The 20,091-nt window shown below is 68.7% G+C and carries 18 protein-coding genes and 1 tRNA gene; 12 read left to right on the plus strand and 7 right to left on the minus strand.

The window, feature by feature from the left end; genetic code table 11:
* The first annotated feature begins 229 nt into the window (after positions 1 to 229).
* Together gltB and P9K36_RS00515 are read left to right on the plus strand one after the other, a co-directional pair.
* The gene (gene gltB, locus P9K36_RS00510; RefSeq protein WP_043754887.1) at positions 230 to 4,945 is read left to right on the plus strand and encodes a glutamate synthase large subunit; all 4,716 of its coding nucleotides are present in this window, start codon (positions 230 to 232) and stop codon (positions 4,943 to 4,945) included.
* A gap of 101 nt (positions 4,946 to 5,046) precedes the next feature.
* Positions 5,047 to 6,480, plus strand: a complete 1,434-nt coding sequence (locus P9K36_RS00515) for a glutamate synthase subunit beta (protein WP_043353802.1) — start codon at positions 5,047 to 5,049, stop codon at positions 6,478 to 6,480.
* A gap of 28 nt (positions 6,481 to 6,508) precedes the next feature.
* Here P9K36_RS00515 and P9K36_RS00520 read toward each other — a convergent pair whose 3' ends face one another.
* The 3 genes from P9K36_RS00520 to galE all read right to left on the minus strand — a co-directional run bounded on the left by P9K36_RS00520 (position 6,509) and on the right by galE (position 10,220).
* Positions 6,509 to 7,936: a DUF459 domain-containing protein gene (locus P9K36_RS00520; RefSeq protein ID WP_278306467.1), complete on the minus strand. Its 1,428-nt coding sequence runs from the start codon at positions 7,934 to 7,936 to the stop codon at positions 6,509 to 6,511.
* Positions 7,937 to 8,029: 93 nt separating this feature from the next.
* Complete coding sequence (locus tag P9K36_RS00525; protein ID WP_278306468.1) at positions 8,030 to 9,223, minus strand: lytic murein transglycosylase; 1,194 nt, start codon at positions 9,221 to 9,223, stop codon at positions 8,030 to 8,032.
* Positions 9,224 to 9,227: 4 nt separating this feature from the next.
* Positions 9,228 to 10,220 carry a UDP-glucose 4-epimerase GalE gene (galE, locus tag P9K36_RS00530; protein WP_043353807.1) on the minus strand — a complete coding sequence of 331 codons (993 nt, stop codon included), beginning with the start codon at positions 10,218 to 10,220 and terminating at the stop codon, positions 9,228 to 9,230.
* Positions 10,221 to 10,395: 175 nt separating this feature from the next.
* Here galE and galU point away from each other — a divergent pair, with 175 nt between their 5' ends.
* Positions 10,396 to 11,265: a UTP--glucose-1-phosphate uridylyltransferase GalU gene (galU, locus tag P9K36_RS00535; protein ID WP_043380421.1), complete on the plus strand. Its 870-nt coding sequence runs from the start codon at positions 10,396 to 10,398 to the stop codon at positions 11,263 to 11,265.
* 330 nt (positions 11,266 to 11,595) lie between these two features.
* On the opposite strand, the gene P9K36_RS00540 is transcribed toward galU, so the two are convergent.
* Positions 11,596 to 12,498 (minus strand): N-formylglutamate amidohydrolase, encoded by a 903-nt coding sequence (locus P9K36_RS00540; protein WP_043754900.1) that lies wholly within the window; start codon positions 12,496 to 12,498, stop codon positions 11,596 to 11,598.
* Between the two features lie 206 nt (positions 12,499 to 12,704).
* Here P9K36_RS00540 and P9K36_RS00545 point away from each other — a divergent pair, with 206 nt between their 5' ends.
* The 4 genes from P9K36_RS00545 to P9K36_RS00560 all read left to right on the plus strand — a co-directional run bounded on the left by P9K36_RS00545 (position 12,705) and on the right by P9K36_RS00560 (position 14,778).
* Entirely contained in the window at positions 12,705 to 13,061 is a 357-nt protein-coding gene (locus P9K36_RS00545; protein WP_003603128.1) for a response regulator, read from the plus strand.
* A gap of 118 nt (positions 13,062 to 13,179) precedes the next feature.
* The gene (grxC, locus tag P9K36_RS00550; RefSeq protein WP_043353813.1) at positions 13,180 to 13,449 is read left to right on the plus strand and encodes a glutaredoxin 3; all 270 of its coding nucleotides are present in this window, start codon (positions 13,180 to 13,182) and stop codon (positions 13,447 to 13,449) included.
* Positions 13,442 to 14,323: a carbon-nitrogen hydrolase family protein gene (locus tag P9K36_RS00555; protein ID WP_043754904.1), complete on the plus strand. Its 882-nt coding sequence runs from the start codon at positions 13,442 to 13,444 to the stop codon at positions 14,321 to 14,323. The genes grxC and P9K36_RS00555 overlap by 8 nt, the downstream gene beginning before the upstream one ends.
* Positions 14,320 to 14,778, plus strand: a complete 459-nt coding sequence (locus P9K36_RS00560; protein ID WP_043754906.1) for a DUF1178 family protein — start codon at positions 14,320 to 14,322, stop codon at positions 14,776 to 14,778. Before P9K36_RS00555 ends, P9K36_RS00560 begins: the two co-directional genes overlap by 4 nt.
* A 25-nt stretch (positions 14,779 to 14,803) precedes the next feature.
* On the opposite strand, the gene P9K36_RS00565 is transcribed toward P9K36_RS00560, so the two are convergent.
* Both P9K36_RS00565 and P9K36_RS00570 read right to left on the minus strand, forming a co-directional pair.
* Entirely contained in the window at positions 14,804 to 15,292 is a 489-nt protein-coding gene (locus tag P9K36_RS00565) for a disulfide bond formation protein B (protein ID WP_043754907.1), read from the minus strand.
* A 2-nt stretch (positions 15,293 to 15,294) separates the two neighbouring features.
* Positions 15,295 to 15,876: a YqaA family protein gene (locus P9K36_RS00570; protein ID WP_043353820.1), complete on the minus strand. Its 582-nt coding sequence runs from the start codon at positions 15,874 to 15,876 to the stop codon at positions 15,295 to 15,297.
* Positions 15,877 to 16,002: 126 nt separating this feature from the next.
* On the opposite strand from P9K36_RS00570, the gene P9K36_RS00575 reads away from it, so the two are divergent.
* The 5 genes from P9K36_RS00575 to P9K36_RS00595 all read left to right on the plus strand — a co-directional run bounded on the left by P9K36_RS00575 (position 16,003) and on the right by P9K36_RS00595 (position 18,830).
* Positions 16,003 to 16,087, plus strand: a tRNA-Leu gene (locus tag P9K36_RS00575).
* A 175-nt stretch (positions 16,088 to 16,262) separates the two neighbouring features.
* Complete coding sequence (locus tag P9K36_RS00580) at positions 16,263 to 17,204, plus strand: FAD-dependent oxidoreductase (protein WP_278306469.1); 942 nt, start codon at positions 16,263 to 16,265, stop codon at positions 17,202 to 17,204.
* The gene (locus tag P9K36_RS00585; RefSeq protein WP_278306470.1) at positions 17,201 to 18,121 is read left to right on the plus strand and encodes a histone deacetylase; all 921 of its coding nucleotides are present in this window, start codon (positions 17,201 to 17,203) and stop codon (positions 18,119 to 18,121) included. The genes P9K36_RS00580 and P9K36_RS00585 overlap by 4 nt, the downstream gene beginning before the upstream one ends.
* Before the next feature lie 147 nt (positions 18,122 to 18,268).
* Complete coding sequence (locus tag P9K36_RS00590; protein WP_164706330.1) at positions 18,269 to 18,442, plus strand: hypothetical protein; 174 nt, start codon at positions 18,269 to 18,271, stop codon at positions 18,440 to 18,442.
* 145 nt (positions 18,443 to 18,587) lie between these two features.
* Entirely contained in the window at positions 18,588 to 18,830 is a 243-nt protein-coding gene (locus P9K36_RS00595) for a hypothetical protein (protein ID WP_043353734.1), read from the plus strand.
* Positions 18,831 to 18,845: 15 nt separating this feature from the next.
* Here P9K36_RS00595 and P9K36_RS00600 read toward each other — a convergent pair whose 3' ends face one another.
* Positions 18,846 to 20,012 (minus strand): alanine racemase, encoded by a 1,167-nt coding sequence (locus P9K36_RS00600; RefSeq protein ID WP_043754912.1) that lies wholly within the window; start codon positions 20,010 to 20,012, stop codon positions 18,846 to 18,848.
* Positions 20,013 to 20,091 lie beyond the last annotated feature (79 nt).

Consider the following 20,091-nt stretch of genomic DNA (forward strand, 5'->3'; position numbering starts at 1 on the left):
GTCTCGCGCGCGGGCGAGTTCTTCGGCTGACGGATACGGGCGCGCCAGCGCACCGCTCCCTGAGCGGTCTGGGTCCTCGATGAACGCAAGCCGACGGACGTGTCCACCCGGACCGGCCGGATGGCCTGCGGCAAGAGGCCGAAGCGCCGGGCGCCGACGGCTTGCGGGCATGAAACATGCTCGCGGGTTCTTGGCTGCGGACGGGTTCGAGGGAAGGACGAGACGAAGCATGTCACAACGCAGGGCTGCCGAAGAGTTTGCTGCGTCCACGGCCCAGGCTGCCGCCCCGCGCGGCGGCGCGATGCCGCTCATCGTGCGCGATCCCGCCCTTCCGAAAGCCCAGGGTTCCTACGATCCCGCGAACGAGCGCGATGCCTGCGGCGTCGGCTTCATCGCCGACATGCACGACCGCCGGACCCACGCGATCGTCGCGCAGGGTCTGAAGATCCTGGAGAACCTCGACCATCGCGGTGCGGTGGGCGCCGATCCCAAGATGGGCGACGGCTGCGGCATCCTCACGCAGATTCCGCACGGCTTCTTCGCCGAGGAATGCTCGCGGCTCGGATTCGAGCTGCCGCCGGCGGGTTCGTACGCGATCGGCCAGTTCTTCATGCCGAAGGCGGACGAGCCGCGGGCGATCATTCAGGAGATCGTCGAATCGGCGCTCGCCGCCGAGGGCCTGCCGCTGCTCGGCTGGCGCGACGTGCCGGTCGATCCGGAGGATCTCGGAGAGGCCGTGAAGGCGACCGAGCCGCATCACCGTCAGGTCTTCATCGGCCGGCCGGCCTCGGTCACCGACCAGGACGCGTTCGAGCGCCGGGTCTATGTCGCCCGCAAGGTGATCTCCAACAAGGTCTACGCCCTCGAAGACCCGCGGGTGAAGGAGTTCTACCCGGTCTCGGTGTCGTCCCGGACCATCGTCTACAAGGGCATGGTGCTGGTCACGCAGCTCGGCGGCTACTTCCTCGACCTGAAGGACAAGCGCTTCGTCTCGGCGATCGCCCTCGTCCACCAGCGTTTCGCCACCAATACGTTCCCGACCTGGCGGCTGTCGCACCCGTACCGGATGGTCGCCCATAACGGCGAGATCAACACGCTGCGGGGCAACGTCAACTGGATGGCCGCCCGTCAGGCGAGCGTCGATTCCGACCTGTTCGGCAACGACATCTCGAAGCTGTGGCCGATCTCGTACGAAGGGCAGTCGGATACCGCCTGCTTCGACAACGCCCTCGAGTTCCTCGTGCAGGGCGGATACCCGCTCGCCCACGCGATGATGATGCTCATCCCGGAGGCCTGGGCCGGCAACCCGCTGATGACCGAGGAGCGGCGCGCCTTCTACGAGTATCACGCCGCGCTGATGGAGCCGTGGGACGGCCCCGCCGCCGTGGCCTTCACGGACGGCCGCCAGATCGGCGCGACCCTCGACCGGAATGGTCTGCGCCCGGCCCGCTACATCGTCACCGATGACGGCCTCGTGGTGCTCGCCTCCGAGATGGGTACCCTGCCGATCCCGGACGAGAAGATCGTGCAATCCTGGCGCCTCCAGCCGGGCCGGATGCTGCTGATCGACCTGCAGAAGGGTCGCATCGTCTCGGACGAGGAGATCAAGGGCGAGCTCGCCGCCGCGCACCCCTATGCCGATTGGGTCAAGAACACCCAGATCGTCCTGGAGGATCTGCGCCCGGTGCAGCCGCGCGAGTCGCGCGGCGACGTCAGCCTGCTCGATCGTCAGCAGGCCTTCGGCTACACCCAGGAAGACCTCAAGCTGCTGATGCAGCCCATGGCCGTCACCGGCCAGGAGGCGGTCGGCTCGATGGGCACGGATACGCCCCTCTCGGCGCTCTCCGAGAAGTCGAAGCTGCTCTACACCTACTTCAAGCAGAACTTCGCGCAGGTCACGAACCCGCCGATCGACCCGATCCGCGAGGAGGCCGTGATGAGCCTCGTGTCGTTCATCGGGCCGCGGCCGAACCTGCTCGACATGGAAGGCGCCTCCCGGCGCAAGCGCCTGGAGGTCCGCCAGCCGATCCTGACGAACGGTGACCTGGAGAAGATCCGCTCGATCGGCCATTTCGAGGACCGGTTCGACACCAAGACGCTCGACATGACCTACCCGGCCGAGTCGGGCGCGCAGGCCATGGACGGGGCGCTGGACCGCCTCTGCGACCGGGCCGAGGCTGCGGTGCGCGGCGGCTACAACATCATCGTTCTCACCGACCGGGCGGTCGGGCCGGACCGGATCCCGATTCCGGCGCTTCTCGCCACGGCCTCCGTCCACAATTACCTGATCCGCAAGGGGCTGCGGACCTCGGTCGGCCTCGTGGTCGAATCGGGCGAGCCGCGCGAAGTGCATCACTTCGCCTGCCTGGCGGGCTACGGCGCCGAGGCGATCAACCCGTATCTCGCCTTCGAGACGCTGCTCGAGATGAAGGATGAGTTCCCCCCGGATCTCACCGACGACGAGATCATCTACCGTTACATCAAGGCGATCGATAAGGGCCTGCTGAAGGTGATGTCCAAGATGGGCATCTCGACCTACCAGTCCTATTGCGGCGCCCAGATCTTCGACGCGGTCGGGCTGAACTCGACCTTCGTGGGCCGCGACTTCTTCGGCACTGCGACGACCATCGAGGGCGTCGGCATGGCCGAGATCGCCGAGGAGACGGTGCGCCGTCACCGCGACGCCTTCGGGGACGCGCCGGTCTACCGGAACGCCCTCGATGTCGGCGGCGAATACGCCTACCGCCTGCGCGGCGAGACCCACACCTGGACGCCGGACACGGTGGCCACGCTGCAGCACGCGGTGCGCCTCAACGTGCCCGAGCGCTACCGGGAATATGCCGATCTCGTGAACCGCCAGGAGCACCAGCTCAAGACGCTGCGCGGCCTGTTCCGGATCAAGTCGGCCCCGGAGATCGGCCGTCAGCCGGTCCCTCTGGAGTCGGTCGAGCCGGCCTCCGAGATCGTCAAGCGCTTCGCCACCGGCGCCATGTCGTACGGCTCCATCTCCAAGGAGGCGCACGAGACGCTCGCCATCGCGCTGAACTCCTTCGGCGGCCGCTCGAACTCCGGCGAGGGCGGCGAGGAGGTCGAGCGGTTCAAGCCGCTGCCGGACGGGCGCTCGCGCCGGTCCTCGATCAAGCAGGTTGCGTCCGGCCGTTTCGGCGTCACGACGGAATACCTCGTCAATTCCGACATGATGCAGATCAAAGTCGCGCAGGGTGCCAAGCCCGGCGAGGGCGGCCAGCTGCCCGGCCACAAGGTCGACGCCAAGATCGCCAAGGTCCGCTACGCCACGCCGGGCGTCGGCCTGATCTCGCCGCCACCCCACCACGACATCTACTCGATCGAGGATCTGGCCCAGCTGATCTTCGACCTGAAGAACGTGAATCCGTCGGCGGACGTGTCGGTGAAGCTCGTTTCCGAGGTCGGTGTCGGCACGGTCGCGGCCGGCGTCGCCAAGGCGCGGGCCGACCACATCACGATCTCGGGCTTCGACGGCGGCACCGGTGCCGCGCCGCTGACCTCGCTCAAGCATGCGGGCGGGCCGTGGGAGACCGGGCTGGCCGAGACCCAGCAGACGCTGGTGCTCAACGGCCTGCGCGGGCGCGTCGCCCTCCAGGCCGACGGCGGTATCCGCACCGGGCGCGACGTGATCATCGCGGCCCTGCTCGGTGCCGACCAGATGGGCTTCTCGACGGCGCCGCTGATCGCCGCCGGCTGCATCATGATGCGCAAGTGCCATCTGAACACCTGTCCGGTGGGCGTTGCCACGCAGGATCCGGTGCTGCGCAAGCGCTTCAAGGGCACGCCCGAGCACGTGGTGAACTACTTCTTCTTCGTGGCCGAGGAGGTGCGCGAGATCCTGGCGTCGCTGGGCTTCACCAAGCTGGAGGAAGCGGTCGGACGCTCGGACCTGCTCGACAAGGTCGACGCCATCGCCCACTGGAAGGCGCGCGGGCTCGACTTCACCAAGCTGTTCCACCGGCCGAAGGTGGCCGAGGGCACGGCGATCCGCCACGTGGAGGTGCAGCATCACCCGATCGACACGGTCCTCGACCGTCGCCTGATCGCGGGTGCCCAGCGCGCCATCGAGACCGGCGAGCCCGTCGTCCTGACCGACACGATCCGAAATTCGGATCGGGCGACCGGAGCGATGCTGTCCGGCATGGTCGCCAAGGCGCATGGGCACGAGGGCCTGCCCGACGACACCATCGTGGTGAAGCTCGCCGGCACCGCCGGCCAGAGCTTCGGCGCCTGGGTGGCGGCCGGCGTGACCCTCGAGTTGACGGGCCACGGCAACGACTATGTCGGCAAGGGCCTGTCGGGCGGCAAGCTGATCATCCGGCCGAGCGACGCGCTGAAGTCGCCGCAGGACCGGACCATCATGGTCGGCAACACCGTGCTGTACGGGGCGATCGCGGGCGAGTGCTACATTCGCGGCTCTGCCGGCGAGCGCTTCGCCGTGCGGAACTCGGGCGCCATCACGGTGGTCGAGGGCATGGGCGACCATGGCTGCGAGTACATGACCGGCGGCGTGGTCGTGTCGATCGGCGAGACCGGGCGCAACTTCGCGGCCGGCATGTCGGGCGGTATCGCCTACGTGCTCGACGAGGACGGCTCGTTCTCGGCGCGCTGCAACCTGTCGATGGTCGATCTGGAGCCGGTCGAGGAGGAGGACGACCTGATGCGTCGCTTCCACCAGGACGGCGATCTGGAGACCAAGGGGCGGGTCGACATCCTGGCCGACATGTCCGGGCACGACGAGGAGCGGCTGACGCAGCTCATCACCAACCATCTCAAGTACACGGGCAGCCCCCGCGCCAAGGCGATCCTCGACGATTGGAGCGGCTACCGCACCAAGTTCGTGAAGGTCATGCCGGTGGAGTACCGCCGGGCGCTGCGCGAGATGGAGATGGCGCGGATGCCGGTGGCCGCGGAATAGGCGGACACCCGAACCGGGCGGTTCGCCGCCCGGTCACGCACGCATGATGTGAGACGACGCGGGCAGCGCAGTCACGGACTGGCCGGCCCAGGGGCGGACCAATGGGCAAGATCACAGGTTTCCTCGAGTTCGACCGGCAGGAGCAGAAGTACCAGCTCGCCGCCGACCGGGTCCGGCATTTCCGCGAGTTCACGCTGCCGCTCGACGAGCACGACCTGACCAAACAGGCGGCCCGCTGCATGGATTGCGGCATCCCGTTCTGCCACGGCCCGACGGGCTGCCCGGTCCACAACCAGATCCCGGACTGGAACGACCTCGTCTTCCAGTCGGATTGGGAGGAGGCTGCGCGCAACCTCCATTCCACCAACAACTTCCCCGAGTTCACCGGCCGCATCTGCCCCGCGCCGTGCGAGGAAGCCTGCACGCTGAATCTCGAGAACCAGCCCGTCGCTATCAAGACGATCGAGCAGGCGATCGCCGACCGGGCCTGGAACATGGGCTGGGTCAAGCCCGAGCCCGCAGAGACCCGCACCGGCAAGCGCGTCGCCATCGTCGGCTCCGGTCCCGCGGGCATGGCGGCGGCGCAGCAGCTCGCCCGGGTCGGTCACGACGTCCATGTCTTCGAGCGCGAGCCGAAGGCCGGCGGCCTGCTGCGCTACGGCATCCCCGACTTCAAGATGGAGAAGCGGCACATCGACCGGCGCGTGCGCCAGATGGAGGCCGAGGGCGTCGTCTTCCACTACAACCAGAACATCGGCGTGACGAAGTCGGTGGACGAGCTCAAGGCCGAGTTCGACGCCGTGATGTTCTGCGGCGGCGCCGAGGATCCCCGCAACCCGCAGCTCCCGGGACAGGAGCTGGAGGGCGTTCACTACGCGATGCCCTATCTCGTCCAGTCGAACCGCCGGGTCAGCAGCGAGCCGATGCGCGGCAACGGCGAGCTGCCGATCCTGGCGGGCGGCAAGAACGTGGTCGTCATCGGCGGCGGCGACACCGCCTCCGATTGCGTCGGTACCGCGTTCCGCCAGGGTGCCCTGTCGGTGACGCAGCTCGACATCCGCCCCCGTCCCCCCGAGCGGGAGGACAAGCTGACCGTGTGGCCGTACTGGCCGACGAAGATGCGGACCTCGTCCAGCCAGGCCGAGGGGGCGGAGCGCGAGTTCCAGGCCGCGACGCTCCGGCTCCAGGGCAACAAGAAGGGCCAGCTCACCGGGGTGGTCTGCGCCCGGGTCGACGCCAAGCGTCAGCCGATTCCCGGCACCGAGTTCGTCCTGCCCGCCGACCTCGTCTTCATGGCGATCGGCTTCGCCGGCTCGGTCCAGAAGGGTCTCCTGGAGCAATCCGGAATCGGCGTGAGCAAGCGCGGCAACGTCGAGGCCAACGAGGACGACTACCAGACCTCGGATCCGAAGATCTGGGCGGCGGGCGACATGCGCCGCGGCCAGTCCCTGGTAGTCTGGGCTATTCGTGAGGGACGTCAGGCGGCGCGCGCCATCGACGAGACCCTGATGGGCGCGAGCGTCCTGCCGCGCTGAAGCCGACCGAGAGAGAGGCGCGCCCGGCTCAGCCGGGCGGCCAGCGGAAATCGTCGGCGCGGCCGGGCTGCGGCATGGGGGCGTTTCCGCGCAGAAGCGTCCGCTCCACGGTGCCGAGGTTGTCCGGCTCGCGCGGCCGCCCGTTCAGGAGGGCGCCGCCGGGCGAGACCTCCATGCGGCTCAGCGGGACCACAGGTCCGGCCGCGGGTTTGACCGGAAGCGCCGGCACACCGGGGGGTTCCGGCAGGCTCGGCAGCATGGCGGTGATCTGGCGATCGATCGCCGCGGTGTCGGTTGCCGGCGCGGGCCCGTCGAGGCTGGGCCCCGAGGTCGAGGACGGCGCCGTCGGCGCAACGGTTGCGGTGGGCGAAGGCTCGGCCGATCCCGGCACGGTGCCCATGAGGCGCTTCAGCTCGACATCGGCGAAATGCGCGAGCTTGCGGTCACCCGCTTTGGTGAAGTGGACACCGTCCGCGGTGCGCAGCTTGGCGATCTGTCCTTCCGGATCCGGTCCCGACGCCGCGTACCGGTCCCGATCGTCGACGAAGCCCGGCCAGATATCGACATAGGTGCCGCCGGCCTTGGTCACGCTGTCGCGCACGATCTCGTTCAGCGACGCGAGATCGCGGCTCAGCGATTCGCTCTGCATCGGCGGCAATCCGACCCAGATCAGCGGGATCTTGCGATCGACGAACACCTTCACCAGCGCTTCGACCCGTGCGCGATAGAGGGCACGCCAGCGATCCGTCAGCGGCTCGACCGTCTCGTCCCCGTCGCGGATCGGCTGCCGATCGTTGGCGCCCATCATCACGAAGGCGTAGCGCACTTTCGCGTTGCTCTGGAGATAGTCCTGGGCAACCTTCGGCCAGTCGACCACGTCCTTGCGTACGAGGCCGCTGTCGCCTTTGGCACGGTCGATCACGGCGACGTCGGCATTGTCCTCGAAGACGTCGTCGAGGCCCTTCGCGAGGTGGTCGGCCAGGGAATCGCCGAACACGGCGATCTGGACGTTCGGCTCGGTCTTGGCGACGGCCGGCTTCGGCGGCGTCGGCGCCCGCGCCGGGCGGACCCGCCGCTTCACCGCGGGAGCCGGTCGTTGTGCCTCCCCGGTCGCGTAGGGGGGACGTGAGCGTGGCGCCCGGTAGGTGCGCTCCGGCTGTGGCGCCACCGGCTGCGGCCTGTCCTCCCAGGGCCAGTAGAACTGGCGCGGCGCCTCCTGCTGCGGCGCATATCGCGGTTGGCGCCCGTATGTGCCGTCGTCACGGTAATACGCATCCCGTGGCCGACGCCGCGGCGGAGCCTCGTAATAGGTGCCGCCGCCGGGCTGCTGATAGCTGTCGCCCCATTGCGCGCGGGCCGGTCCCCCGCCGAGGACGGACAGACCGGCGAGCCCCAGCAGGGCCGCGAGGCCGAGGAGCAACGGGCGTTCCGAGTGACGCCGACGAGCGACTACCATGCGCATCCCGTACGCTGTACGCCGAACCCAACCCGTTCGGAACGCGCACAGTATAGGTGGAAGCTGACGGCGGGTCTAAACCTCTCGCGGGGATCAGCGTCGCGGCGACGCCGGCTGTCCCGTGACCCGGCTGAGCAGGGCCGGCGTGGCATAGCCGTCAGCCGGCAATCCGACGCTGATCTGATAGCGGCGCACCGCCTCACGCAGCTTCGGGCCGGCGCGGCCATCCGTCGGACCGTCGTAGAAGCCGGCGGCCGCCAGACCGGTCTGCAGGGCCCGAAGGCCCGGCCCGTCGAGGCGCGCCCCTGCGGCCGGCCAGGGAGCCGCCAGCGGCGGTCCGCCGCCGAGACGGTCCGCGAGGTGGCCCACGGCCAGAGCGTAGGAATCCGAGGTGTTATAGCCTCGGATCACCTCGAAATTGTCGGTGATCAGGAAGACCGGGGCGCCGAGGCCCCCGGGCAGGAACAGGCTGGCCCGGCCGCGGCCGGGCAGAGGTTTCCCGTCCGTGCGGGCAACGCCGCGCTCGGCGAACGAGCCGAGCTCGTCGCTGTATCGGCTCAGGTCGAAATCTTTCGGCAGGCGCACCTCGTAGCCCCAGGACAGGGCCGGATCCCAGCCGAGATCCTTGAGGTAGGCCGCGATCGAGGCGAGCGAATCCGCCGCGCTGGCCCAGATGTCGCGCCGCCCGTCCCCGTCGAAATCGACCGCATGTGCCAGATAGGTGGAGGGCAGGAACTGGACCTGGCCCATGGCCCCGGCCCAGCTGCCGCTCATCCGGTCGGGCGTGATGTCGCCGCGCTGCAGGATCGTGAGAGCGGCAAGGAGTTCGTCGCGAAACAGCGTGCCGCGGTGGCGCGCCTCGGCCAGAGTCGCCAGCGCTCGGATGGTGGGAACGCTGCCCGCGCTGTCCCCGAAATCCGATTCCACGCCCCAGAACGCCGTGACCATCGGCCCCGGTACGCCGAAGCGGGTTTTGATGGCCTGGAGGGTCGTTGCGACGGCCGCGGCACGGGCACGTCCGCGCGCGATGCGTCCGGGGGAGACGGCGCCGACGAGGTAGTCCCAGACGGGCCGGACGAATTCGCTCTGGCGGCGCGTATGCGCCAGGATGCCGGGGTCCGGGCCGGTGATTCCGCGGAATGCCGCGTCGAAGGTCTGCGCGGAGACGCCCCGCGCCGCCGCGTCCGGTCGGAGCGCTGCCACGAAGGCCCGGAAGGCATCTTCGGCGCGGACCTCTCCCGCGGCGAGACAGGCCGCCGCCGCGAGCAGCCCTCTGCGGGACATCATTCGGTCAGATCCGGTTGCGCGTTTCCAGGCGCTCCTCCCAGGCCAGGGCCTGAGCGACGATGGCGTCCAGATCGTCATGCCGGGGCTGCCAGCCCAAACGCTCGCGGATCAACGCGCCCTCGGCCACGATCCGGGCCGGATCTCCCGCACGACGCGGGCAGAGCCTGACCTCGAAGTCGCGGCCGGATAGACGCTTCACGACCTCGATGACCTCCAGCACGGAGTAACCGCGGCCATAGCCGCAATTCAGCGTCAGGCTGTCGCCGCCCGACCGGAGGTGGTCGAGGGCCAGACGATGCGCTTCGGCGAGGTCCGAGACCTGGATGTAGTCGCGCAGGCAGGACCCGTCGGGGGTCGGGTAATCGGTCCCGAAGACGTCGAGCCGTGCGCGCTGTCCTCGCGCCGCCTGCGTGGCGACCTTGATGAGGTGGGTGGCATTCGGCGTCGACTGGCCGGACCGACCCTCAGGATCCGCGCCGGCCACGTTGAAATAGCGCAGAATGACGTACGAGAAGCCGTGCGCGGCCGCGGCATCGGCGATCATCCATTCGCTCATCAGCTTCGAGCGGCCGTAGGGATTGATCGGCTTCAGTGGCAGGTCCTCGGGAACCGGCACGACCTCGGGCTCCCCGTAGACGGCTGCGGTCGAGGAGAAGATGACGTGCCGGACGCCGGCCCGCACGGAGGCCTCGACCAGCGATCGGGTCTTGACCGTGTTGGACAGGTAGTAACCCAGCGGATCGGCCACCGAGTCGGGCACGACGATCTTGGCGGCGAAGTGGGCGAGGGCATCGATCCGATGCTGAAGGATCGTCTGCGTGACAAGGGCTTGGTCGGCCACGTCTCCGACCACGAGCTTGACGCCCTCCGGAACCGCCCAGTCGAAGCCGGTGGACAGATCGTCCAGGACGATCACCTCCTCGTGGCCCGCATCGAGCAGCGCCAGCACCATGTGGCTGCCGATGTAGCCGGCACCGCCCGTAACCAGAACCGCCATGACCCCCCACCCTGACGCCGTCCCGCCGAGCCTGATTACGCGATTGCAGACGGGAAATTTACGCTCCGCTGCTTCATACTATCGACGTAGAACCCTTGCGACGGCTCGCGTTAAGCTATCTCACTGACGGCACCGCCGACCACGTCGCTCCATCCTGTTCCGGGGTTACCGTTTGATGAAACCGATCCGCAAGGCCGTCCTGCCCGTCGCGGGCCTTGGCACGCGCTTCCTGCCAGCCACGAAGGCGGTCCCGAAGGAAATGCTCACGGTCGTGGACCGGCCGGTCGTGCAGCATGTCGTCGACGAGGCCCGTGAGGCGGGGATCGAACACTTCATCTTCGTGACCGGTCGCGGCAAGGCCGTGATCGAGGATCATTTCGACATGGCGTTCGAACTCGACCACACGCTCCAGGAGCGGGGGAAGACGGCCGCCTATGAGGAACTGAAGAAGGACCTGCCGAAGGCGGGCCAGACGAGTTTCACCCGGCAGCAGGCCCCGCTGGGCCTGGGCCATGCGGTGTGGTGCGCCCGGGAGATCGTCGGCGACGAGCCCTTCGCGGTCCTGCTCCCCGACATGCTCAGCCGCGGCTGCATGAAGCAGATGCTGTCCGCCTATGAGCGCCACGGTGGCAACATCATCGCCGTCGAGGAGGTGAAGCCGGAGGAAACGCATCAGTACGGGATCGTGAGCGTCGGCGAGACCTACGGTCAGTCGTTCCAGATCACCGGCATGGTCGAGAAGCCCAAGCAGGGCACGGCGCCCTCGAACTTCATCATTTCCGGCCGATACATCCTGCAGCCCGAGATCTTCGGTATTCTCGAGCATGGCAAGAAGGGCGCTGGCGGCGAGATCCAGCTCACCGATGCCATGATCGACCTGATGGAGACGCAGGCGTTCTACGGCATGCGCTACGAGGGCCGGACCTACGACACCGGCTCGAAGCTCGGCTTCCTCACGGCCAATCTCGCCTACGCCCTCGATCGCGACGACCTCGCGGGGCCGCTGAAGGCTGAAATCGAGAAGCTCCTGAAGCGTCAGGGCTAAGGCGCGCCGTCTCCGGGGCTGCCGAACCGCCCAGGTCCAGGCCCCGACCGGCGAACGCGGTGATCGGGGCCGATCGCTCACCCGGAGACCGCGTGGGCCTCTTTAGTCCGTCGCACGCGGCTCAGGTATGCACGCAGAGCAGCGAGATCCGACGATTTGCCCTTGCTTCTTGTGCGGCGCACTTTAATTTGTGCGTTGCGGGATCGCGATGGCGTCGCGGTTCCGCTGCCCTTCTTGGGCGTTTCCTCCCTAGACTTCGGGCCGCTCCTTCGGGAGTGGCCTTTTTTCTGTCTGGTCCTCCCGTCTCCGCCGAACGTCCCGGCGCGATCGCTATTCCGCGGCGATTTGGCGCGGAACGACATCTGCGAGATCTTGGGCGACCTCGACGATCACGGCGCGCAAGGCTCCGACCAGGGCCGGAAAGCCCGGCGTCGTCGCGAGGCTGACCTCGTTCATGTAGAGGCCGCGGTTGACCTCGATCTGGAGCGCGTGGCGATCCAGGTTCGGCTCGCCATAATGCTCCGTGATGAACCCGCCCGCGTAGGGCTTGTTGCGCACCACGCGAAAACCCCGAGCCCGGAACGCGGCCTCGAACCCGTCGATCAGCGCGGGCGCGCAAGCCGTGCCATACCGGTCACCCAGCACCACGTCGGCCTTCATCTCCGGGTCGCGGCCCAGGCTCGATGAGGGCATCGAGTGGCAATCGATGAGCATGCAGCAACCATGCGCGCGCGCCGTGCGCTGGATGAGGCTGCGCAACGCGCGGTGATAGGGCTTGTACAGGCCCTCGATCCGGGCGGTCGCCTCGGCCACGGGCAGTCGCCGGGCGTAGATTTCCTGACCGTCTGCGACGACGCGCGGGACCGTCCCGAGGCCGCCGGCCACGCGCATCGACCGGGTGTTGGCGAAGGGCGGCAGGCGCCCGTCGAACATGCGGGGGTCGAGCTCGTACGGCTCGCGGTTCACGTCGAGGAAGGCGCGGGGGAAGTTGGCCCGCAGCAGCGGCGCGCCCAGTTCGACGACGGGCGCGAACAGGCGCTCGACATAGGCGTCCTCGGAACGACGCAGCGCCAGGGCGTCGAGCCGCGAGGCTGCGATGAAGTCTGGGGGGTAGACGGCTCCAGAATGACCGGTATTGAAGACGAAGGGCAGGGTGTGCGCCGCGGGCTCGTCGACCGCAAAGGCCGGGGCAAATCCGAAGGCGTCTGGCTGTACCGGTTCGGATGCAGTCATCGGTTGGTGGACACCCCGGCGGTTGAACGAGGACGGCAGGTGCTCACTGTGGTGCGCGATCGACCGCCTGTCCACTCCGTGCCGGCGAATGGGGCAGTCGCCCGTGAGACACGCGGCTCCCGCTGCGCGCTCCATCCTAACACCTTGTTTACCATCGCCTCCCTTTATGGGATCAACTTCTCGACTCGAAGGCTCGGATCCGGCCGATGAAAATCCTGCTGGCGGAAGACGACAACGACATGCGCCGGTTTCTGGCCAAGGCGCTGCAGAATGCGGGCTATGATGTCCTGTCCTTCGACAACGGCCTCTCGGCCTACAACCGGCTGCGCGAGGAGCCGTTCGAGCTGCTGCTGACCGATATCGTGATGCCCGAAATGGACGGTATCGAACTGGCCCGCCGGGCCACCGAGCTCGATCCCGATATCAAGGTCATGTTCATCACCGGCTTCGCAGCTGTGGCCCTGAACCCGGATTCCAAGGCTCCGAAGGATGCGAAGGTCCTGTCGAAGCCCTTCCACCTGCGCGATCTCGTGAACGAGGTCGAAAAACTGCTGGCTGCCTGAGCCGGCCGCAGAGCCACCGGCATGGCGCGACCGAGTTTGCCTGTGGCGACACGGGCATAGGCAAGTCGCGTCCCGCACTCCTATATGGCGGGAGTTCACGGTCGGGACGACGTTCGCGATGCAGCCGGTCACAATTTACACCACGGGCTGGTGTCCCTACTGCTCGGCGGCCAAAAGCCTGCTGAAGGAAAAGGGCGTGGCCTTCCAGGAGATCGACGTCGAGCGCGCGCAGGGTGCTCGAACCGCGATGGTCGAGCGCGCGGGCGGCCGTACGAGCGTGCCTCAGATCTTCATCGGTGCCACGCATGTCGGCGGCTGCGACGACCTGTACGCCCTCGACCGGGCGGGCAAGCTCGACCCGCTGCTCAAGGACACGGCCGATGCCTGAGGCCCGCTTCACGGCCGCCTGCGTGCAGATGCGGTCGGGGCGCGATCCCGCGGCGAACCGCGACGCGGCCGTGGCGGGTGTGCGCGAAGCGGCGTCCCGGGGCGCGGCCTACGTGCAGACTCCCGAGATGACATCCCTGGTGGAGCGGAGCCGCGAGCGCCTGTTCGCCCACGTCACCGCCGAGGAGCAGGACCAGACCCTGGCGGCCCTCCGCGAGACCGCGCGCCAGACCGGCACGGTCGTCCAGATCGGCTCGATCGCAGTCCGGTCCGGCGACAAGATCGCCAACCGGGCCTACCTGATCGGCGCCGATGGCGCGATCCTGGCGTCCTACGACAAGCTGCACCTCTTCGATGTCGACCTGCCGAGCGGCGAGCGGTGGCGGGAATCCGCCACGTATTCCGGAGGTGCCTGCGCGGTCCTCGCCGAGACGCCGTGGGCCACCCTCGGCCTGACGATCTGCTACGACATCCGATTTCCCGCCCTGTACCGCGCCCTCGCCGAAGCGGGCGCGGACGTGCTGACGGCACCCGCCTGCTTCACCCGTCAGACCGGGGAGGCCCATTGGCACGTCCTGCAGCGGGCCCGCGCCATCGAGACCGGCGCCTTCGTGATCTCGGCGGCGCAGGGCGGCCTGCACGAGGACGGGCGGGAAACCTACGGCCATTCGCTGATCGTCGATCCCTGGGGCCGGGTGCTGGCCGATGCCGGCGGGGCCGAGCCCGGGATCATTCTGGCGGAGATCGACCTCGCGCGAGTCGCCGAGGCCCGGGCCCGCATCCCCTCGCTGCAGCACGGTCGGCCCTTCACCATCGAGCGCGTCTCTTCCCAGGCTCAAGCGGCGCATCAGGCAGCACAGCAAGCGACAGAATGATCCGCTACAGTCTCGTCTGCGAGGCCGGACACGGCTTCGAGAGCTGGTTCCCGTCCTCCGACTCCTACGACACGCAGGTCGAACGCGGGCTCGTGACGTGCCCGGTCTGCGACAGCGCAAAGGTCAGCAAGGCCCTGATGGTGCCGAGCGTCGCCCGCACGGATCGGGCGCGTGCATCTGCGCCGCCCGCGAAGGCGGAGGCGGAAGCGCCGGTGACCATGGTCGCCGAGCCGGAGCGTCAGTTGCGGGCGATGCTGCGCGCGCTCCGTGAGCACGTGGTGGCGAATGCCGAGCACGTCGGCGCGCGCTTTCCCGAAGAGGCGCGCAGGATCCATTACGGGGAGACCGAGGGCCGTTCGATCTATGGCGAGGCGACCCCTGCGGAGGCGCGCGCGCTGATCGACGAGGGCATCGAGGTGGCGGCGATCCCGGTCCTGCCGGACGACCGGAACTGAGCGGATACCAGACCCGCCCCGAGCCTCAGGGCCGCAGGGCGGCAGTCCCGGCGAACGACGCCAGCACGGCCGAGACAAGGGCACTCCAGCCGGCGAGCGAGATCCCGGCCACCCGCAGCGCCGCCACCGAGCAATCGACGACCTTCGTGATCTGGAGCGCGTTGAGGAAGTCGCCAACCTGGCCCGGATTGGTCCCGGTGCCGCCCCCGCAATCGGCCGGCCCCGGCCAGAAGCCCCATTCCGCGCCGGCGTGGTAGACCCCGATGCCGGCGCCGTAGAGGAGGCCGAGGGCGGCGAGCCCGAGGGCGATCCGTGCCAGGCGCTCCGGCAGGAACAGGGCCAGAAGGCCCAGGGGGATCGCGGCGTAATAGGGCAGCCGCTCTGTCAGGCAGAGCTTGCACGGCGCGTAGCCGTATCCGTACTGCAGAACGAGCGCAGCTCCGACGGTGAGGGCGGAAGCGATTGCCAGCCAGAGGCCAGCGGTCTTGAGGCGCAGGGCGGCCGCCGTATTCATCGCTACAGGATCACCTTGAAGAGCAGGAAGCCGAGGACGATGACGGCGACGGAGATCGCCGCAACCGCGTTGAGGTGCCGGTCGAGCACGGCCCGAATCTGGACGCCGTAGCGTCCAAGCAATCCGGCCAGGATGAAGAAGCGGGCGCCGCGGGTCACGATCGACAGAACCGTGAACCAGAACAGGCTGTAATGGGCGAAGCCCGAGGTGATCGTGACGAGCTTGTAGGGGATCGGCGTGAGTCCCTTCAGCAGGATCACCCAGTGGCCGTAGCGCGCGTAGGAATCCTGGAAGGTCGCGGCCGAGTTCTGCAATCCGTAGAGACGGATGAGCCATTCCCCGAGGGAATCGAACAGGAGGGCCCCGATCGCGTAGCCCACGAGTCCGCCGATGACCGAGGCGACGGTGGTGATCGTGGCGTAGAGCCAGACCCGGTCCGGTCGGGCGACCGCCATGGGCACCAGCATCGCGTCCGGCGGAACCGGGAAGAAGGAGCTTTCGGCGAAGGCCACAGCGCCGAGCGCATAGGGCGCGGACGGCCTGTCGCTGAGGGCCAGGATCCACGCGTACAGCCGGCGGAGCATGCAAGGTCCCGAAGTGAGCGATCGGTCGCCCTTTGAGCATAGGCGTCCCGCCTTGGCCAGATCGGGGCCCACCGCAAAAACAACACTTGGCCGGACCCGCCGACCTATGCGAAGAGCCCTCCGTACGCGGGTATGGCGGAACTGGTAGACGCGGGCGACTCAAAATCGCCAGCCGCAAGGCGTGGGGGTTCGATTCCCTCTACCCGCACCATGGCCGTTCGGCGATCGCGCAACCTATCCCGTCCGGCAGCTCCAAGAGGGGCGACCCATTGTCCGCGCCAATCCCATCGACGCGCGAAGTTCGGTCGCCCTGATCTCCTGATCGCTGACCCCTATCTGTGCTGCAACGCGGCCGGCTTGGCCGTCCTGCGGAGCGGAGTAGGGACTTGAACGAGCGTGGGATCGTCGCGGTTCTCGGCGCGGGCATGGCCGGCGCAGCTGCGGCACGCCACCTTGCCGAGGCGGGCCTGCGGGTGCGGGTGTTCGACAAGGGACGCGGCGTCGGCGGTCGGATGGCAACCCGGCGCGTCGGTGATCTCCAGTTCGACCATGGCGCTCAATTCATGCGCGCGCGCGGTACCGCCTTCGGGGGTCAGATCGATCGATGGGCGCGAAGCGGCATCGTTGCGCCCTGGGCCGGTTCCGAACGGCATGTTGGCGTGCCGAGCATGGTCGAGCCCGTGCGCGACCTGCTGTCGGGTCTTCCGGTCCAGAGCGCCACGACCATCCTGCGTCTTCACCGAGATGGGGCACACTGGCGGCTGGAGGACGCGTCCGGCGCCGTTCACGGGCCGTTCGACGCGGTGGCGATCACGGTCCCGGCGCCGCAGGTCATGACGCTGCTCGCGGCATCCGGCGTCACCCTCCCGGACATCGCCCGCGCTTCATACGCACCCTGCTGGTCCTTGATGATCGCGGCGCACACGTCCCCGCCGGAGGTCCTGATCGAACCGGGGGCCGGTCCGATCGGCCTGATCGCGTGCGATTCGTCGAAGCCCGGGCGGCCCCCCGGGATCCGGCTCACGGTCCACGCGACCCCGGATTGGTCGCGCCGGCATCTCGAAGCGCCCCGTGAGACGATCGTCGCCGAACTTGTCCGCGCCACCCGGGACTGCCTCGGCTCCGAACTTCGACCGTCCCACATGGAAGCCCATCGCTGGCGCTACGCGCAGGTCGAGAACGCCCTGCAGGTGCCCTGCCTCTACGATCCGGCATGCCGACTCGGGGCAGCCGGGGATTGGTGCCTGGGGGCCCGGATCGAGGCGGCATACGACAGCGGGCTGGCGCTCGCCGACGCTATCCTGAACGATCTCGGGCACCCTGCGTGACTCCCCCGATCGCCTTCCACCCGGCCTATGAGGCGTCCCTCCCGGTCGGCCATCGGTTTCCGATGCGCAAGTACGGCCTGCTCGCGGAGACGCTGATCGCGAAGGGGCTGGCTCCGCTCGGTTTCGTCACGCCGGAGCCGGCCGGGGCGGACATCCTGATCCGCGCTCACGATGCCGCCTATGTGGATGCGGTGCTGGCCTGCGATGTCGGTCCTGAAATCGAGCGGGCCATCGGGCTACCGGTCGATGCGGCCCTCGTCCGGCGCTCGCGCGCATCGGTGGGCGGCACCCTTCTGGCCGCGCGCCTCGCCCTGGCGGAAGGTCTGGCGGGCAGCGCCGCTGGCGGCAGCCATCACGCGCGGCGCCAGCAGGGTGCTGGCTTCTGCGTGCTGAACGACGTCGCCGTAGCGGCGCGGACGCTCCAGGCCGAGGGGCTGGTCCGGCGCGTCCTCGTGGTCGATCTCGACGTGCATCAGGGCGACGGCACCGCCGATTGTCTCGCCCGAAGCCCGGAGCTCTTCACCTTCTCGATCCATTGCGAAAACAATTATCCAGCGCAGAAGATCGCCGGCGACCTCGATATCGGCCTGCCGGACAGGCTCGACGAAGCCGGCTACCTCGCTGTTCTGCGTGCCCGTCTGCCGCCGCTGCTCGACGCATTCGCGCCGGACCTCGTCTTCTATAATGCCGGCGTCGATCCGCATCGCGACGACCGCCTCGGCCGACTCTGCCTCACCGATGATGGCCTTCTCGCCCGCGACCGCTTCGTCGTGGCCGAGGCTCGCGCGCGCGGGATCGCGCTCGCTGCGGTGATCGGCGGCGGATACACCCGCGATGTCGAGGCCCTCGCGCGGCGCCACGCGCTGGTCTTCGAAGCCCTGGCCGCCGAGGCGGCCGCTCGGCCGATGTCGAAGTGAGACCTGATTGCATCACGGTACCGTCGATCTGCAGGTCTCGGTCGAGCAGGAAAGGTTTTGGGAACGGCCACCGTCGAGGATCCGGAGTGCGCGGATGATCGACGCGGATCCGCCGCTTGCATTCGGTGACATCGGAAGGGTTCGGCCATGCTCGCGCGGGTCTGGGACGTGGTGAAGGCGACGCTGGCGGTGTCGGCCCTGATCGCCGCCGCCCTCGTCTCGGCGGACAAGGTCGACCGGCGGAAAACGCAACCGGTCGTCGGCGCCGCACTGATCGAGCCGGCCACCACCGGAACGATTACGCGGCAGGAGCGTCCTTGAGCCTGCGCTCTGCGTAGTCTTGAGCGGCGCCCCTGCGTCAGATTGAAACAAGCGTGACGGGATATCTCGGTCGGCGTCGACGTTCTCGCCCGATGCCGAGGCTTGGCCGCACGCCGACCCGACCCGTTCAGGAGAACCCACCGCGATGAAGTCCGCCCCCCTCGCACTGTTCGTCGTCCTCATCGGCACGGCTTCGGCGTTCGCGGAAACGGGGGCCGAGCGGGCCGCCTGCACGCCGGACGTGATGCGCCTCTGCGCCTCTCAGATTCCCAATGCGGGCGCTATCACCCTCTGCCTGCGGGAGAATCGGGTGGCGTTGAGTTCCGCCTGCCGGACGGTCGTCGACCGTTCCGACCGGTCGAAAGGGAACATCGCAAATCGCCGCTAGGCGCGGCGCCGCGCCTCACCAGCCGTTGATGCGCGGCCAGATCTCTCCGGAGAGGCGGCCATCGGCGACGACGTGATAGCGGTCGTGCTGAGCACCCGTGGCGCAGGCATGGTTCGGGAGAAGCCGCAGGCGCGCGCCGACCGGAAGGTCGGGAAGCCCGGCGGCAGCGCCCTTCCGCACCGCGACGATCCCGTGCTCCTGGTTGGCGTCCCGCACGATCAGGTCCGGATAGGGGCGCCCGGCGATGTCGCAGGCCAAGCCGTAACCCTGATCGACCGCCTGCCGCGCGGTGCCACGATCACGCGAGAGTGCCATCCATCCCGCGTCGGTGATGATCCAGCCCTTGTCCCGCTGATGCCCGATCACCGTCGCGAGAACGGTGAGGGCGATGTCGTCGATCGTGCAGGAGCCGACGCCCGCCTGGAACAAGTCGCCGATCATGAACACGCCGGCGCGCACCTCCGTGACGCCCGCGAGGGTCTCCGCATACCGGGCGGTGGGCGTCGATCCGACGCTCACGACAGGGCAGGGGAGGCCGGCGCCGCGCAGGATCTCGGCCGCCGCGACGGCGGCCACGCGCTCGGCCTCGGCCGCCCGACGAAGGGCGGCGGGATCGCTCAGCCCATAGCTGTCGCCGGCATGGAGCAGCACGCCGCGCAGGCTCGCGCCGTCCGCGACCGCGCGGCCGATGGCGACGAGCGCTTCGGCATCCCGCGGCCCGACCCCGGAGCGATGTCCATCGGCATCCACCTCGATCAGCACCGGCAGGGCATCGCCGCTGCGCCGGCTCCAGGCCGCCACAGCCTCGGCCTGGGCTGCCGAATCCAGGACGATCGCCAGATCCGCCCCCCAGCGCTGTCGGATGGCTCCGACCCGATCGAGCTTCTGCGGTGCGACGCCGACAGCGTAGATCATGTCGCGCACGCCGCCCTCGGCGAAATACTCGGCCTCCCGGAGCGTCGAGACCGTCGCGGGTCCAGCGGGACCGGCCATCGCCCGGCGCGCGACCGCGAGGGATTTGGCCGTCTTGAGATGCGGGCGCAGGGTGACGCCCAACCCGTCGATATGCCTGCGCATCCTGTCGACATTCGCCTGCAGGATGTCGGCGTCCAGGAGGAGGCACGGTGTCTCCAGCCCGTCGAAACCGCCGCCACCGGGCGATACCGCAGTGTCACCGATCATCTACCGCTCCCGACCTATCCGACGCGAGAGGCTGATAGGCGAGCCTCGGCGCCGGTCCAAGCCGTCGGGACCCCGTACG

The sequence above is a fragment of the Methylobacterium sp. 391_Methyba4 genome (assembly GCF_029691625.1).
In the GTDB taxonomy this organism is placed as follows: domain Bacteria; phylum Pseudomonadota; class Alphaproteobacteria; order Rhizobiales; family Beijerinckiaceae; genus Methylobacterium; species Methylobacterium fujisawaense.